Below are 16,868 nucleotides of genomic sequence, written 5' to 3'. Positions count from 1 at the left end.
CGGATTCAGTAAAAATCTAAATATCCTAAAGCATTGGATATCTATAGGCAGGAAAATAACTATGGTCAGCATGTTGTTCATAGTAGTTTCCCCATTTTCTAACAAGTTCGTTATATAAATCTTCATTGTGCACTTTTTTTCCTATATAAAAATCTAAGACACCTTTAGGATTAAATCTATTTTTAAAAGTATATAATGTATCCTTTCCTGAATGCCCACCACCTAAATGAAATCGTTGGAAGCCGTTCTTTTTTCCCCACATTGCAATGTGATGGAACAAAAACGGATTTGTTCCCAATCTTAAAGTCTCTTGTTTAGAGCAACCTAGATGATAATGTAAATAATTGTCATTAAACATACATAATGCTGCGGCTATCATTTTGCCCTCAAAGAAAACCGCCGCAATAATCACGTTGTTTTTTAGTCCTGTGATTAATTGTCTAACATAGTCCCTCGAAAAATAATAATAGGAGCGGGCATTTACTTTATCCATCGTTTTTATATATAATTGGTAAAAATCCTCAAGGTAGTCTATCGCATTATTTTTAAATATCTTAAATTCAAGCTTATTTCCAAAAGCCTTCCTAATATTTCTTTGGTGATTTTTATGATAATGATTGAATATATCCTCTTCATTTTGAGTTAAATCAATAAAAATAGTTTGATTAACTGCTAATACTTCAAGCGAGTTAGATAAGTGTTCATGATTTTTCAACATAGGATGGAATCTAATAAACTCGCTTACAATGTTCTCTTCCCTACAATACTCTTGAAATTCTCCCCTAAATTTATTTATAGATTCCTCGTCCATTACATCATAGAGTGGTCCTCCGTATCCGTATGGGGTCGTTATATCGTAAACTTGTTCAAAAGAAGAATCTGCTTTTAAAAAGTCAAGTGTGTTAAGCGATCTTTTAATGAATGGATAACAAATGGTATTTCCAGACTTATTGTGAAACACGAATAGGAAGGGCTGCCCACTTTCAAGCTTGCTATAAAGTGAACTATAAGCTTGATAAAAATAAATATCTTTACTCTCAAGATTATCGATTATTGAATCCCATTCATGCTTATTTTCCAAAGGAATGATTTGATACATGTTTTTCTCCACCTTTTTTTCAATCAAAAAAAAGACAAAAAAAAAATAAATATAGTATAAAAATGAGAGGTGTCAATTAGTTTATATATTACTAATTATCATTTTTTTGATTAACTTAATTTCTTTCATTCTCATTATTTCTTATGAAATAGAGTAATAAGAATAGTGCTAATACAAGCTTAAAAACTGTATTATAAACTAAACCTGGTTCTGCATACATGACTCTAAAAGCAATGAATATCATCCATGAAGAATAAGTTATAGACATCATGATGTTATTTGTATTAGATAGCAAACCTTCTATGAACCTAATAAGAACTCCAAATATTAAAGTGATTATTATTACACCAGCTAAACCGAATGTAATATAACCAAACGTTATGAGGTCTACCGGTATGGATCCGGCTGATTGAAAGTATAATGTATTTAATTCATCTATATTAGGTTGTTTCATATATTCAAAGGGAAGAAATCTGCTTGGTAAAATACCATTTAGCCCAATAATAAAATCTTTAAATCCGTATCTAAAATGATAATGAATGGAAAGTTGTTCAATATTATTTGCTAGATTAACAAATGGAGATGAGAATTCTTCAATAATTCCCCCAACTGTTCCACCTAAATTTAACAGAGCCTTTTTAAATACTTCCCAAATAGATTGGGTCGAATAAGGACTTAATAGATGATCTCCCAAAACTACCATAACAAAAAATAACCAAATCGAAACAATGATAAAACGAAAGTTAATCCTGTTCTTTAATACGATATGCCCTAAAGGGAAGGAGATTAAATAAATAAAAAAAGTCATTCTTCCTGCCCCATGATACAAATGCATAAGAGAACTTATGAATGCAGTTAAGAAAAGGATGACATTCAACGTTAGATTTTCTCTTTTTTCAATCATTAAGCAATAGAAATAGTAAGATGAAATGTAAAGTAGAGGGACGAGATTCTTCAAAAACATAAAGGGGGAAGTAAAAGTGGTGTTAAATCCACTTCTGATTATTAGCCCTGAATTTAAATAGCTTTCTAGACCACCCAAAAGCCTAATATAAGCCACCAATGAGGTAAATCCAAGGACAAAAAGGATTAATGCTACTTTAAATATGTGAATGCTTCTAATGTTATTGAATTTTTTCATCGAGTAAGTCGTAATCGATACATTTATAGAAAATCTACTAGCGTAATAATAAGAAAAAATGATACAAAGATAACCAACTAGGCTATATATAGAGGCCAATAAATAAGAGACTGAAGTTAATTCCAACTTTCTAATAGTACTCCAAGTCGTATATTCATAAAAAAGAAATATATATAGTGGGACAATACCAAATGTCATCCAATATACAAAATTTACACCCGTTAAAAAGTCTATAATACGATTTTTTGGTCTAAAAATTTCAAATATTAATACTCCAGATGCACTAATTAATGAGAAAACAACCGAATAGTAACCCATACAATCCCTACTAACAAATATTAGATTTAACAGCAAAAGTAGAATTACTTCATTATTTTGTTCGTAAGCACCGCTTCCATTTTAGATTGATTAAATAAACATATATTTTACCTAAAAAACTTACTGGTATATACAGTCTATGATCATATCCTCTTATGGTGCCAAACCTCCTTTTAAAATCATTCACACCGAGACTTCCTTCTTGGTTAACTTCTCCCCCGAAATTATACCAATTTAGTCCTTTGCTTTTAGCTAAAAGAATTTCTCTCCATTGAAGGTACTTATTAGCCCTTCCTATTTTTCTTTTTTCATCTGGATTACTTTTCATAAAATGAGTGGATAAACCGTATAGACCATACAACTGACTTGAATCTCGATCGACTACTAACATACTTGTACAAAGAATGTTCTTATCGATATCAGTAACATATGTCATAATCAGCGAATTTTTATCCCTAATTGCTATTAATTTTTCTATGTTACAGATTGCTATCTTTTTTTCTTTTGCAAACGAATTATAAAGAGAAGAAAAAGTTTTTATTTGCTCATTATTAGGATTCTCAATTTCGTAGAAACAACATTTATCCACATCAATAGCCTTTCTAATATCAGCTCTTGTGCTTTTTTGAATCCTTCTGAAAATAATTTCTTCTTCAGGTTTTAAATCTATTAAGAAATTTGGGATAACTAATTCAATCGAGTTCTTATATTCACCTTTCTTAACCATAGGTTCTTCAGATTCAAGTTTAAGCTCATATTTTGTTAGCACATCCAAGGGGCTATTATGATAAGAATTGATGTTTACGGAGCCGGTCCCCTCAAGAAAATTTAGGAAACGGTTTTTATAGTTAAAGGTTAACATCATCTTTACCTCCTCCTATATATCTAAGTTTGCCTGACCTCGATTAGTAACCTTTTAAAATAAGAAATTTTAACTTTATTTTTTTATAAATTCTCAAATATCTTTTCATATTTGTTAACTACTCTTTCCACATTAAACTCTTCAAACAGTAATTCCTTACAATCTACATCGGGACGATTAAACCAACTTTCCTTCCAGTCAAAATCAGGAATATATCGTTCTAACTGGTTTGTTATCTCCATGATTTCATGAGTACCCCCAGGGTGATGAAGAGCAATAACTGGGCAGCTGCAAGCAATAGCTTCAAGTAGTATATTTGGTAAACCTTCATAATACGAGGAAAGAACAAAAAGATCAGCATGTTTTAACCACTTATAAGGATTTTCTTGAAAGTCTTTAAAATACACCTTATCTGTTAAGCCAAGCTCATCCCGAATTTGTACTAACTCCTCGTTTAATGGACCTTTACCAATGATCCACAACGTTGCTTCTGGTTTTAGTTCCAACAACTGTGGGAAAGATCTAATTAGTCGGTCATATCCCTTTTGGTGTGATAATCTCCCAATTGAAACAATATTTAAAGTTTCTTTACCTTTGAATGGATTTTCATCTCTGTTGGCAAAGTAACAAATGTTTTCAAAATCAACTGGATTATAGACCTGCACAAGTTTTTGAGTGGGAAGTTTAAAATGTTTAATTAAATCCTGTAGCATATAGTTTGATTGGCAGATGACTAAATCAGCCTTTTTGTAAAGATTCTTATATATAAATATCCACATCCACCTTTTTGAACTGTATTTTATAAGTTCTGAAAGTGTATTAGCCTCTCTTACAACGATTTTTATGTCTTTTCCAATAAAGGGCTTTAATGCAATAACGCCTAAGTTTAAGTGACCTTGTGTTGAAAAAACAATATCTGGCTTTTCTTTACCAATGATTTTATACAATGAAAAAAGTGAATGTCTTACCCTATTTGTACCTAAATCTATTATTCTAACATCAGGAGGCACCTGATTCATGTATTCTCCCTCTATTGTTAAGAGTACAAGTAAGACCTCAAATTTCTGTCTATTAATATGTTTCAATAAAGTGACCATTACCTTCTCCGCTCCACCTCCTCTTAGTGAGGGAACAATAAACATAATTTTCCTTCTCATTTCTGCCTCCTTTTGTAAAAATATGTGTTAATCTCTTTTAACCTTTGAAATTAAAGCACGATGTTTTCCAGAAGGTGAACTCTCGATTTTTTGTAAAAAATCAAAGCTAACATCACAATTTGGCCCCATAACGTCCTTTATGTCTTTTGTAATTTTGCTTATTTCTTCACTGTATACTTCAAATGGATTCATTACGTATTGATTCTTTAACACAAGTGAGAGTTTAATTAATTCATAGTCTTCTTGAATAATTTGAAATTTCTTAATCCAATCCTTGTGATAAAATAACATGGCAAAATAAGCTCCGTATATTGGCTTTTTCTCTTTAGTAATAAAAGTATCCGTCACCCTACCAGAAACTTCTTTAAGTAAGGGTAAGCCTCTCCCGCAAGAACATTCTTCTTCGGCCCATTTACCCATATCTCCGATTTTATATCGGATTAAAGGCATGCCAAAGTTCATTAAAGGTGTAACGATGATTTCTCCCATTTCACCTTTATCAGCAGGTGAATGATCACTTTTTAAAATTTCTACATAGTGAGTTAAAGAAGAAATATGCAGACCGTTATGGTGATTACATTCACACGCGATATCTCCAACTTCTCTTGAACCGTAACGGTTAAAAACCTTTGTCTTAAACACTCTTTCAATCACTTCTCTCATATGAGGATAAAGTGTTCCAGCTGAAGTCATTATTGATTTTGGTGAGTGGACTTTGAGTTTATGTTCCTCAATAAATACTGAGAGTTCATAAATGCTCTCAGCATAAGCTAATATTTGAACTGGTTTTATTGAATTAATCTGGTCAACATAATCTAACATTCGTTCATCTGAAAGTGAGAACGCATTTAACCAGACTTCATTTCTCATCCATTTTCCAAACTTTGATCTTAAGTTCTCGTTACCAACAAGTAAATCTCTTTGTGAACCCCATAATCTTATTTGTTTTTCCCCAATTGATTTTCCAGACCATTCATCAAATAGTAACTTAACCGACTGTTCCCATTCTTTAACTTCTTTATGCTGTATAAATAAAATTGGTTCACCAGTAGAACCTCCTGATGTATTTTGATACCAATTCATTGCGTCTAGTTTTTCTGACTTTAATTCCTCGAAATGGTTTCTAATGATCGATTTTGTTAGTATCGGAATTTTGGATAATTGGCTAAAATCAATAAGTCCATCATTATTGATAATTGAATGAAAAGGAAGATTTTCTCGATAATATGGAACGTTTTCGTGTGCATACTTCACGAGGTCTGTTAAACGCCTTTGTTGGATTGATTTGACTTGATTCTTGTTTAACCATTCTGTATCTTGGAGTGTTGATAAATTTTTAAGTATTTTTCCTGAGGTATTTAACCGGAGCTTTACTAACTTATCCTTCATAACAACATTAACCCCTTTGGTTGAGTTCTCGTTTTTGCATTTTCATTGTAAAGAGAGCAACACCTAAAATTAGCAGCAAATTAAATAGACTAGCAATTAAGCAAAATAATAAAATCCCAATAAAAGCACTGAAAAATTTTAGTCCAACATATAATGCTGCACTTCTAAAAATTAATAAAAAAATTTCATAAATAAGCAAATATTTTTGTAATCCAACGGTTTGTGCAGTTACAAAGGCAGGAATATTAATAAATCCAAAGAATAACCATACAGTCATCCATCTTGCATATACTCCTGCAGTATACCAATCCGCCCCTAATACCCAGTAAAAGAGCTTTGGACTAAATAAAAACAATATGACTGAAGGTATTATTGCAATTTTCACAAGATTTATAGTTGATTTCACAAGTAAGGAAAATACATTACCATTGTTATTGTAATTTTCAGAGACCCGTTGAAAAAGTACACTTCTAATAGACTCACCAATCACATTTACTGGCATTTGAATTAATTTCAAAGCCATGGCATAAAATCCTACCATTGCAGGGCCATAAAAAACAGCTAACAAAATAGGTGGGATATTTCTAGAAATGGCATTAGTCAAGGACTGGGGAGCACTATACATAGGAAACCTTTTATATTCTATTGCTACTTTCTTGATTGTTGTAAAATTGATATGACTTAATATTTCTTTACTAAAGTTCCTAAATACTTGGTAACCTAAAATCATGCTAGCTGTCACTTGACCGACAACCTGACCTCCTATTAAACCTGCACTCCCCATTCCTAAAAACCCAGCACTAACTTGAGTGGATGCAACGGATCCCCCTCGAAAAAGTTGTGAAAGTGAAAGCTGTTTAAACATTTTCATTCTAATACTCCAGTAGTTAAAAATCTGGTATATCCCGAGGGAAAAAATACTAATTGGAATCCACCACAACAGTGAATTTAAGTCAGGAGTTCCTGACAAACTAACAATTAAATCTTTTGCAAAAAAAATAATGACTGAAACCATTCCAGTCATTAAAGCTACTAAAAATAAAGATAAAGCAACTACATTTATACTATCCTCGTTTTGTTTAGGTAAAACAATCACGAGTTCATAATGCCACGACATCATTACCGATAAAATTCCAATGATTGAAGAATATAACGCAAAAACGCCAAATACTTCAGGTTCATATAAACGAGAAAGGAGCGGAGCGCTTAAAATCATTAACCCTTGAGCAATTGTTGTCCCCGAGATTAGTATGGTAACGTTTCTGATGAAGGCATTATTTTTGATTAACTGAAACACTATATCCACCCGATTTTCTTATGATTTAAATTACGTATATTTAATTACTAACCTCTTGTTTCAAAACTCTATTATATTCGGCTTTCCACTTATCAACTATTACATCCAATTCATAGTTGTCTTTTATATGTGTTTTCGCTTTTTCCCCTATTTTCCTTCTCTCTTCCTCCGGTAGCTTTATTAATTCTTTCAACATGTTTGCTAGAGAAATAGGACAGTCTGGTTTTACTAGAAAGCCTGTATAGCCATTAACAACAACCTCACTATTCCCTCCAACATCCGTACATACAATGGGCAAGCCTACCGCTGAAGCCTCCAGTAATACGATCGGCATCCCCTCCCAACTTGATGACATCACATATGCATCGGATGCGTTCATTAAGGCTTGAATATCACGTCTAAATCCAAGGAATGTTATATGATTGGAAATTCCTAGTTCATCCGCTATCCCCCTCAACTCATATTCCAAAGGACCAGTACCTGCTATTAGTAATCTACTTTTTGGGTTAGTTTCTAAGACGATTGAAAAGGCTTTTAAAAGACTAGGATAGTTCTTCTGTTGTTCAAGTCTTCCTACTGCCAAAAACGTAAAATCATCTCTAATTCCAAGTTTTTCTTTTGTATCAGCTCTAAGATCGCTATTAAGATGGAACTCATTTAAATTAACACCATTAGGAATATGTTTTAAATTTTTTTCAGAGAAAATCCTAGCATTAACAAAATAATTTCTTGCTTTCTCACTTATGACTGTATTTATATCTGAAAAGAAGTTGGTGAATTTAAGGGAAAGTTCCCTTAACCTTCCTCCTATATTTATATTGTGAATAGTTGTTACTACTTTCAGAGAAGGATTAATTATTTTTATCATTCTAGCTAATATATTTGCATGAAATAAGTGGGAATGTATGATTTGGATATGTTCATTTTTAATGAATTTTATTAACCTTATAATGGAGGAAATATTCACCTTCCCTCTCTGCATGTTTAAGGTGTACACTTTTACATTAGCTTCCAGTAACTTTTCACCGATAGGTCCAGGTTCAAGCATTGAAACAACTATCGGATTGTATCTTTCATCTGTTTTCAGCTTTTTAATTAATTGGTAAACCTGCATTTCAGCTCCACCTACATTTAAACCGGTAATTAGAAAAAGAATATTGATCATTGGTTTCTCCCACCTATTTATAACACTTTTAAAATAAAAATCTCTAAAAGTAGCTAATGCTTTAATTTTCCCCCTCATTTACTTTAGTATTTATTTTCATTAAATCGTTATAAATATTTATTAATCGGTTTACTACCATCTCTTCTGTATACTTCTCTTCAATTACTTTTCTCCCGTTCTCTCCAAAGTTTATTGCCATTAAAGGAGTTTCTAATAAATACTTCAGGCTATTTGCTAAAGCATTCTCATCTCTGTTATTCACTAATAAACCTGTATACTGGTCTAATACTAATTCTCTTGTACCAAGAACATTTGTAGCTACGATTGGCTTCGAGCAGGCCATTGACTCCATAAGAATTCTAGGAATACCTTCTTTTATTGAAGTTAAAGAAACAATATCCGCCAACTTAATTAAAGGATAGATATCCTTTTGATAACCTACTAGCTTTATATGTTTTTCAAGATTATACGTTTGGACCTTTTCAATAATTTCACTTTTTAAGGGTCCATCACCCGCAAGAATACATGTGAAATTTTGATAGTTTTCTTTCAAAATATTTAATCCCTTTAGCAAAAAGTCATGGTCTTTTACTGGCTCAAACCTTGCACCAACTAAAATAATTTTTCTGCTCTGTTCTATTTCAAGAGACATTCTTAACTGCTCAATATCTTCTGCAGTAATACTCGTTAACCTACGATCTAATTTATTTAAATCAACCCCGTTGCCTTCATAAAAAACCAGTTTGTTTGGAGCCATTTCTTTTAGAGCTTTCATATCTTCTTCGTTTTGGGAACAAATAGCATCGCAAAAGAAACTTCCTATTTTTTCAAAAGTCTTATACATCCTATATGTGAACGGGTTTTGATCTCTAAAAAACGGTAATCCATGGGAAGTATGAATAATGACCGGGGTTTTAGTGAGCTTAGCCGCAATTCTACCGATGATACCTGCTTTAGCTGTATGTGTATGAACAACGTCAAATCTCATTTTTCGAAAGAATTTAATCATTTCAAAAATCGAAATAATATCATCCTTTATGTTAATTTTTCGGTTCATTTTAATAAAGTGAGGTTTAATATTAAACTTTTCTAATAGATGTTGGTCGTAGCCATCATTTGAAGAAACTATATGAACCTCATAGCCACTTTGAACTAATAGGCTTAATTTATCCATTAAGATTTTGTGACTATAACTACTAGTACACACGTGTGCAATTTTCATTTTTATCGGCCCTCCCTTCTTTTAAACAAAAAAAGTTAGCCAATTGGCTAACTTTTTTACGTGTGAGTTATCCTTCTATAAAGCATGAATACTAAATTAGAAAAATTTAAAAAACCTTTTTTTAATATGACGAGGGGATTCAATTTGAAATTCTTTATTTTCTAATATATTTTTAGCATTTTTTTGAAAATATGTTGTACACTGATGTCCAAATGATTTTGATATTTCTTTATAAGCTTCATCTAAACAAAACCCTCTTGTATGAATATTATGAGCATCAGACGCAAGTACATGTACAAGCTGATGATCAATCAGTCTACTAGCAAGTTTTTTTACATTTCCTCCAAACTTTCCAATGACACTCCCTGCTGTTAATTGTATTAATGCCCCTTCCTGAACAAATTCATAAATCATACTTGGATTATTTTGTAGCTCTTTATTTCTTTCTGGATGCACGATAATGGGGGTAATACTTTTTAACAATAATTCATAGATTACTTCATTTGTATAATCGGGTACTTCATGTGGGGGTAGCTCTAATAATAAGTAGTTACCTTGATTTATCGTGAGTATTTCATTTTCTTTTTGTGGATTTAATATTTCTCTATGAATCCTATATTCCTGTCCTGGATAAATGGTAAGATTGATATTTTTCATTTTTAAATATTGATTGCAGTGGGAGATATGTTTGATTATCTTATCTTTTGGATTTTCATATCTTCTGTTATGATGTGGGGTTGCAACTAAGTGGGTAACTCCGGAACTCACAGCTTGCCTTGCCAACTCTTTAAAATGTTCGTAACTATCTGGCCCATCATCAAGGAACGGTAAAACATGACTGTGTATGTCAATCATATAACCTCTCCTTCATTTTCACTTCAACAACCTATTTACTCATTCATAGTAATAGTTATATTGCTCTACATCTGAGTCTCCTCCATTTATTACAACACCGAGAATTCTTGGATTAGCTTTTTCTAGTAATTCTTTTGATTTTAACGCTATTTCTCTCTTTGTCTTCCCACTCGAGATGACCAATATTACACCATCGGTTTTATTTGCTAGTATTTGAGAATCAGTAACTGCAAGGATAGGAGGGGTATCAAAAATAATATAGTCAAACATTGACTTTAATTGTTCTAATACTCTTTCCATTGCCTTTGAATTAAGAAGTTCAGAAGGATTTGGTGGTGTTCGACCACTAGTTAGAAGTTCTAAATTGGGGATGTGGGTTTTCTTAATAACGTCATTTAATGGAACTTTTTTAGTAAAAACACTTGTTAAACCTTGAAAATTGTTTCTTTTATATCCGTAATGTTGGGAAGGTCTCCGTAAATCAGTATCCACGAGTAATACCTTCTTTCCCATCTGTGCAAAAACAATCGCTAAATTAGATGCAGTAGTTGATTTACCATCAGAAGGTTCTGGTGATGTAACCATGATCGTTTTAATATCATTATCCACTGAAGAGAATAAAATATTGGTTCTAATTAGACGATATTGTTCTGTTGCAGCGTCCTTGGGGTTATTGTGAGCATATAACTGTGCTTCATTCTTAATTTTACTTATCCTTCCTACGAACCTACCTTTATCATTTTTATTTTTTCCAGCATTTTTATCTGTATCGTTTATGATATTTTTAACACTCCCTAATACAGGAAAACCAAGATATCTCTCAATATCCTTACTCTCTTTTAATGTATTATCAAAAAAGTCCATTATTAAAACGAAAAGCAGCCCGAGTATAAATCCGATAAAAATTGCAATAATTAAGTTTATTGTAGGTTTGGGACTAACAGGTACTTCCGATTCATTTAATTTTGCTTTAGCAAGAATACTTACGTTATCAATTTTCATAATCTCTTTAACTTCTTTCTGAAAAGTTTCAGAAAGGGCATTTACTATTTCTATTGCCTTTTTAGCATTTTCTGCTCTAACTGATATCGTAATAATTTGAGAATTCTCTTGACTACTAACAGTTATGCTTTCGTTAAGTTGTTTTATACTTTCAGGAAGATCTAGCTCTTCAATGACCTTCTCTAAAATAACTGGGCTCTTGATTATTACACTATAAGTATTAATTAACTCAACATTATTTCTAATTTGAGAAATATCAAATTGATTATTTGAATCTTTTTGATAAACGAGTATTTGTGTGGAAGCCTGATATTTTGGAGCAATGACATAATTGGATAGAATGATGCTAATGAATGCCGAGATTAAAGTACATAGGGCTATTAACTTCCACCGTTTCAGGAGGATAATACACACTTCATTTATACTGATTGTGTTCATCATATAGACCTCCAGTATCATTTCCTTAGCTTAAATTTATTTTTTATACACTGAATTACTCTTTTTTGACTTTCATAATCCAAATTTGAACTAGATGGAAGGCAAACTCCCGCATTAAAAAGCTTATCAGATATACTTTCTTTATCGTTATGAGGGAAGTAATTACATTGTTGAAAAAGTGGTTGTAAGTGTAGTGGCTTCCAGACCGGTCTAGCTTCAATGTTTTCATTGTCTAAAGATTTGATTAAGTCTTGGCTGGTTAGTGGAGTGAATTCGGGGTCAATAGTAAATGTTGTTAACCAACGATTAGAAAATGTATTTTCTAATTCCTTCATAAAAGATACACCGGGTAAACCTGATAACTCTTCCTTATATATATTAAATATTTTTCTTCTTGCACTTATTCTCTTATCTAATACTTCTAGCTGACCTCTCCCGACACCAGCTAGGATATTGCTCAAACGATAGTTGTAACCCATGGAGCTATGCTGATAATGGGGAGCGGAATCTCTTGCTTGTGTAGCAAGAAAACGTGCTTTTTTTAGTGCATCTTTGTTGTTAGATACAATCATTCCTCCACCTGAAGTAGTGATTATTTTATTTCCGTTAAAAGAATAGATTCCAAACTCTCCTAACGTTCCACTAGGCTTACCTTTATATAAAGAACCTAGCGACTCTGCAGAATCTTCTATAATAGGTATTTTATATTTATTACATATCGCCATAATCTCTTCCATCTTTGCACTTTGGCCATACAAGTGTACAACTATGATTGCTTTAGGTAGGACCCCCTCTTTAACTGCGTTTTCCAAGGCTCGTTCCAAAGCTATTGGAGACATATTCCAAGTATCAGACTCTGAATCAATAAACACCGGTTCTGCCCCTTGATAAAGAATTGGATTAGCACTCGCTACAAAGGTAAGTGTTGAGCAAAATACTTTATCTCCTCTTTTAACATTCAGTAACTCTAGAGCTAAGTGGATAGCAGCAGTTCCAGAACTTACAGCTACAGCATCTTCAACTCCAACATATGATGCAATACCTTTTTCAAACATTTCAACATTAGGGCCTAAAGGAGCAATCCAATTTGTTTCAAATGCCTCTTTAATATATTTTTGTTCTTTCCCACTCATATGTGGTATGGAAAGATGAATTCTAGTGTGGTTCATATCTCACTCTCCAAAAGATTTTATTTTTAAAAATCTTTTTATTAAATTTAAAACCCTAATTTGAATAAGCCTTTCTATAGAGTGGAAAATAGTGCCCATCCACCTTTTGTGAATAGTATCGTTCCCATTGATTTAATAATGATTTATATATGGATTCATTATGAATCTTTTTACCAATATAAAACTTTAGAACGCCTTCTTTATTAAAACGTTGTTTAAATTGAAAAAGAGAATCTCTTCCTACATGTCCTCCACCTAAATGAAATTTTTGAAATCCCAATTTCTTAGCCCATAAAGCCAAGTGATGAAAAAGAAATATATTAATTCCTAAATGTAAAAATTCTTGTTTAGAACAACCAAGATGATAATGCAGACAACCACTTTCATACAAACATATAGCTGCTGCAACCATTTTTCCTTCGAAGAATACAGCTCCTATAACCGAATTGTTATCCAAATCAGAAAGAAGGTTCCTTATATATGATTCAGAAAAATAAGAATAACTTAAAGCACCTAACTTATCCATCGTTTCTTTATATAAAAGATAAAAAGTATGAACTTCGAGTAAGGCCTCATCTCTTTTTAAAACCCTAAATTCCAATCCATTATTAGACCCTCTTCTCACGTTCCTTTTATGATTATTATGATAATTATTAAAGATTTCTTCTTCAGTTTTTAGCAGATCAATATAAATGGTTTCTCTATCGTAGAAAACATCCATACATTTATCTAAATACTTAGCATTCTTGTATAATGGATGAAATCTAACAAACTCTGTAACTATGTTTTCATCCTGACAATAGGTTTCAAAATCTTTTCTAAATCCCTCAATGGTTTTTTCATTTGTTTTTTCATATAGAGGTCCACCGTAACCATATGGTGGAGTAATAATGTCATACCATTTTTCATAATCATTGTTCTCTATAAATTCTAAAGAATTAATCAATCTTTTGAAAAACACATAGTAAATATTATTTCCATCTTTGGCATGATAGATGAATAAATAAGGATCTCCATCACCAAACTCCATATATAATTTACAATATTTATTAAAATAAAAAGGGTCTGAATTGGAGAGAAGCTTTAATTTGTTGTCCCATCTCAATTCCTCATTTATGGATATTACCTCATACATTATCTTCACCTCTCTTTCACTGAGGACAACTCTTTATACTAACGTTACCTATCATTCTCCTTGCTACCTTTAAAATCCGGCATCGAGTCATGGCCGGGTTGATTAATTCCATCTGAATGAATGACTTTATTTATAGTCATTAATATAATCTTTAAATCTAAAATGAATGATTGGTGATCAACATACCAAACATCATATTTAAACTTTTCTTTCCAAGAAATAGCGTTCCGACCATTCACTTGTGCCCAACCAGTTATTCCTGGCCTAACTAAATGCCTCCTAGCTTGTTCCTGATTATATAGAGGAAGATATTCCATTAATAATGGACGGGGTCCGACTAAACTTAAATCTCCCTTTATCACATTGAACAATTGGGGGAGTTCATCTAAACTGTATCTTCTAAGGAAGTTTCCAAATGGCGTATACCGCTGAAGATCTGGTAATAACTTACCATCACGATCTCTTTTATCGCTCATACTACGAAATTTATATAGATGAAAAGGCTTTCCATGTAACCCTGGACGTTGTTGTTTAAAAAAAATAGGAGAGCCTAATTTATATTTAACTAGACAAGCTAATAAGAGGAATAAAGGGAGCAATAATACAACTGCCATTGTGGATATGAAAAAGTCAAAAGTTCTTTTTAGAATCATTAAATCACTTCCCTTGTCCAAGACTTATTTAAATTAAGATAAATTTATTTACTTCGTGGACTTTCTATTTGCTAAAGCTATCAGTTTTTGCTTTAGCATCTCTCTATCCATGTCTTGAAAGCTTGATATAATTTCATCAATTTCTTCGATAAATAATTCTGTTGTTTTTCCTATATAAATTTTCGGGTATACTTGTTTTTCATGTACTTCCTCTTCCATTAGTAATTCTTCATAAAGTTTCTCACCTGGTCTTATCCCTGTAAATTCGATCCCTATTTCATCTAATGAATTTCCTGACAGTCTAATCAAATTTTTTGCTAAATCAACTATTTTTACAGGCTCACCCATATCCAAAACAAAAATTTCCCCACCTTTAGCTAGTGCACCTGCTTGAATAACTAATCTCGAAGCTTCAGGAATGGTCATAAAATATCTCACCATATCTGGATGGGTGACCGTTACTGGCCCTCCTTTTTCAATTTGTTTCTTAAATAGTGGTAAGACACTACCGCGACTGCCTAATACATTTCCAAAACGAACAGCAACAAACTTAGTTTTACTGTTCTTATCCATATGCTGGATCATCATCTCTGCTAGTCTTTTAGTCGCACCCATGACATTAGTTGGATTAACGGCTTTATCTGTAGAAATCATGACAAACCGCTCTACACTATTCACACATGCCACTTTTGCGATATTTAATGTTCCTATAATATTGTTCTTTACCGCTTCTTCGGGATTATGTTCCATGAGTGGAACATGTTTGTGAGCAGCGGCATGATAAACCACATTAGGACGATAAGCTTTCATCAAAATCATTAATTTATTAAAATCCTGTATGTCAGCTATCTCAGTTATAAACTGAATTTTACTGTTTTTAAATGATTCTCTAAGTTCCATCTCAATGTTATAAATACTGTTTTCGCCATGACCTAATAAAACGAGTTTTTTTGGATTAAATTTTGATACTTGGCGGCAAATCTCAGAACCAATTGATCCACCAGCACCAGTTACCAAAACTACCTTATTAGTTATATATTCAGATATACTCTCTATATCTAACTCATTTGGCTCCCTCCCCAATAAATCTTCTACCTGGACATCTCTGAATTGACTTACAGAAACCTTGCCAGTAACAATATCCTCTAACATTGGTACTATCTTTGTTTTAGCTGATGTTTTAACACATTCTTCAAATATAGTGTTTAGATCTTTCTTGCTTAAAGATGGAATGGCTATAATTATGTTTTCGATATTTAAATCCATTACCGCTTTCTCGATATCTTTTACTCCCCCGTAAACTGGGATACCAAGTATATCTAGTTTTTGTTTCGTACTATTGTCATCAATGAACGCCACAGGGAGGAGTTCTGATTTAATATTATAAAGAAGTTGCCTGGCTATCATCGTCCCTGCTGCTCCAGCCCCAATAATTAATGTTCTTTTTCGATTTTTGTATTTTTTTATTAATGAATCACGGAGTAATCTCCAAGCGAGCCTGGAGCCACTAATGAATAAAACATTGATCATCCAAGTGATCATTAAGAATCGAATATATGTGTCTTGTAGTAAAATAATTTGTAAAAAGGCTGTGCAGATTATGGAGAAGGTAATGGCCTTTAAAATAATAACTAATTCTCCTATGCTTGCATATTCCCAAGCTTTCTTATATAGTTTTAAAACAATTGAGAATAGATGATGGAAGATTATTACCGATAGAGTACTTATCAATATGGGAAATTGAACTACGTTGTTTAATATCAAACTGCTAATGAAGATGGAAGTTAGAATGATAAAAGTATCTAATATGATTAACAAAGAGATTCTTTGTTGGTAGGTCATTTCAACTCTAATTACCTCCTTAACTAGTTAATACATTCTCGGAAACATTAATGTATTTATGGTAATGTTCTTTGCAAAAAACACTCCCATAAAAACACTAAAAATATTGGGCATCTAACCCTAC

General features: G+C 32.3%; 14 protein-coding genes. All 14 read right to left on the bottom strand.

What is annotated here, in order from left to right; all coding sequences use genetic code 11:
- Positions 1–25 precede the first annotated feature (25 nt).
- The 14 genes from SM124_RS01665 to SM124_RS01600 all read right to left on the bottom strand — a co-directional run bounded on the left by SM124_RS01665 (position 26) and on the right by SM124_RS01600 (position 16,744).
- On the bottom strand, positions 26–1,099 hold the full coding sequence (locus SM124_RS01665; protein WP_322444746.1) for a GNAT family N-acetyltransferase: 1,074 nt from the start codon (positions 1,097–1,099) through the stop codon (positions 26–28).
- A 115-nt stretch (positions 1,100–1,214) separates the two neighbouring features.
- Positions 1,215–2,558, bottom strand: a complete 1,344-nt coding sequence (locus SM124_RS01660; RefSeq protein ID WP_322444745.1) for an O-antigen polymerase — start codon at positions 2,556–2,558, stop codon at positions 1,215–1,217.
- Between the two features lie 52 nt (positions 2,559–2,610).
- On the bottom strand, positions 2,611–3,423 hold the full coding sequence (locus SM124_RS01655) for a GNAT family N-acetyltransferase (RefSeq protein WP_322444744.1): 813 nt from the start codon (positions 3,421–3,423) through the stop codon (positions 2,611–2,613).
- Positions 3,424–3,503: 80 nt separating this feature from the next.
- Positions 3,504–4,577, bottom strand: a complete 1,074-nt coding sequence (locus tag SM124_RS01650) for a glycosyltransferase (RefSeq protein ID WP_322444743.1) — start codon at positions 4,575–4,577, stop codon at positions 3,504–3,506.
- A 27-nt stretch (positions 4,578–4,604) separates the two neighbouring features.
- Positions 4,605–5,966 carry a phenylacetate--CoA ligase family protein gene (locus SM124_RS01645; protein ID WP_322444742.1) on the bottom strand — a complete coding sequence of 454 codons (1,362 nt, stop codon included), beginning with the start codon at positions 5,964–5,966 and terminating at the stop codon, positions 4,605–4,607.
- A 7-nt stretch (positions 5,967–5,973) separates the two neighbouring features.
- Positions 5,974–7,263: an oligosaccharide flippase family protein gene (locus SM124_RS01640; RefSeq protein ID WP_322444741.1), complete on the bottom strand. Its 1,290-nt coding sequence runs from the start codon at positions 7,261–7,263 to the stop codon at positions 5,974–5,976.
- A gap of 40 nt (positions 7,264–7,303) precedes the next feature.
- Positions 7,304–8,428 (bottom strand): glycosyltransferase, encoded by a 1,125-nt coding sequence (locus SM124_RS01635; RefSeq protein WP_322444740.1) that lies wholly within the window; start codon positions 8,426–8,428, stop codon positions 7,304–7,306.
- Positions 8,429–8,489: 61 nt separating this feature from the next.
- The gene (locus SM124_RS01630) at positions 8,490–9,650 is read right to left on the bottom strand and encodes a glycosyltransferase family 4 protein (RefSeq protein ID WP_322444739.1); all 1,161 of its coding nucleotides are present in this window, start codon (positions 9,648–9,650) and stop codon (positions 8,490–8,492) included.
- A 96-nt stretch (positions 9,651–9,746) separates the two neighbouring features.
- Positions 9,747–10,505 (bottom strand): tyrosine-protein phosphatase, encoded by a 759-nt coding sequence (locus tag SM124_RS01625; protein ID WP_322444738.1) that lies wholly within the window; start codon positions 10,503–10,505, stop codon positions 9,747–9,749.
- 39 nt (positions 10,506–10,544) lie between these two features.
- On the bottom strand, positions 10,545–11,948 hold the full coding sequence (locus SM124_RS01620) for a tyrosine-protein kinase domain-containing protein (RefSeq protein ID WP_322444737.1): 1,404 nt from the start codon (positions 11,946–11,948) through the stop codon (positions 10,545–10,547).
- Positions 11,949–11,962: 14 nt separating this feature from the next.
- A complete protein-coding gene (locus SM124_RS01615; protein WP_322444736.1) occupies positions 11,963–13,114 on the bottom strand; it encodes an aminotransferase class I/II-fold pyridoxal phosphate-dependent enzyme in 1,152 nt (383 codons plus the stop codon).
- Between the two features lie 55 nt (positions 13,115–13,169).
- Positions 13,170–14,144, bottom strand: a complete 975-nt coding sequence (locus tag SM124_RS01610) for a lipid II:glycine glycyltransferase FemX (protein ID WP_322444735.1) — start codon at positions 14,142–14,144, stop codon at positions 13,170–13,172.
- Between the two features lie 149 nt (positions 14,145–14,293).
- A complete protein-coding gene (locus tag SM124_RS01605) occupies positions 14,294–14,902 on the bottom strand; it encodes a sugar transferase (RefSeq protein WP_322444734.1) in 609 nt (202 codons plus the stop codon).
- Between the two features lie 48 nt (positions 14,903–14,950).
- Positions 14,951–16,744, bottom strand: a complete 1,794-nt coding sequence (locus SM124_RS01600; RefSeq protein ID WP_322444733.1) for a polysaccharide biosynthesis protein — start codon at positions 16,742–16,744, stop codon at positions 14,951–14,953.
- Between the last annotated feature and the right edge of the window lie 124 nt (positions 16,745–16,868).

Origin of the sequence: Robertmurraya mangrovi (genome assembly GCF_034427655.1) — a bacterium.
In the GTDB taxonomy this organism is placed as follows: Bacteria; Bacillota; Bacilli; order Bacillales; family Cytobacillaceae; genus Robertmurraya_A; species Robertmurraya_A mangrovi.
This window is presented reverse-complemented; position numbering and strand designations above follow the sequence as displayed.

Bases quoted from the DNA above. Each gene is read 5' to 3' on its own strand.
- SM124_RS01655 (WP_322444744.1), bottom strand. From the start codon at position 3,423: ATGATGTTAACCTTTAACTATAAAAACCGTTTCCTAAATTTTCTTGAG.
- SM124_RS01650 (WP_322444743.1), bottom strand. From the start codon at position 4,577: ATGAGAAGGAAAATTATGTTTATTGTTCCCTCACTAAGAGGAGGTGGA.
- SM124_RS01630 (WP_322444739.1), bottom strand. From the start codon at position 9,650: ATGAAAATTGCACACGTGTGTACTAGTAGTTATAGTCACAAAATCTTA.
- SM124_RS01665 (WP_322444746.1), bottom strand. From the start codon at position 1,099: ATGTATCAAATCATTCCTTTGGAAAATAAGCATGAATGGGATTCAATA.
- SM124_RS01620 (WP_322444737.1), bottom strand. From the start codon at position 11,948: ATGATGAACACAATCAGTATAAATGAAGTGTGTATTATCCTCCTGAAA.
- SM124_RS01605 (WP_322444734.1), bottom strand. From the start codon at position 14,902: ATGATTCTAAAAAGAACTTTTGACTTTTTCATATCCACAATGGCAGTT.
- SM124_RS01625 (WP_322444738.1), bottom strand. From the start codon at position 10,505: ATGATTGACATACACAGTCATGTTTTACCGTTCCTTGATGATGGGCCA.
- SM124_RS01660 (WP_322444745.1), bottom strand. From the start codon at position 2,558: ATGGGTTACTATTCGGTTGTTTTCTCATTAATTAGTGCATCTGGAGTA.
- SM124_RS01635 (WP_322444740.1), bottom strand. From the start codon at position 8,428: ATGATCAATATTCTTTTTCTAATTACCGGTTTAAATGTAGGTGGAGCT.
- SM124_RS01645 (WP_322444742.1), bottom strand. From the start codon at position 5,966: ATGAAGGATAAGTTAGTAAAGCTCCGGTTAAATACCTCAGGAAAAATA.
- SM124_RS01610 (WP_322444735.1), bottom strand. From the start codon at position 14,144: ATGGAGTTTGGTGATGGAGATCCTTATTTATTCATCTATCATGCCAAA.
- SM124_RS01600 (WP_322444733.1), bottom strand. From the start codon at position 16,744: ATGACCTACCAACAAAGAATCTCTTTGTTAATCATATTAGATACTTTT.
- SM124_RS01615 (WP_322444736.1), bottom strand. From the start codon at position 13,114: ATGAACCACACTAGAATTCATCTTTCCATACCACATATGAGTGGGAAA.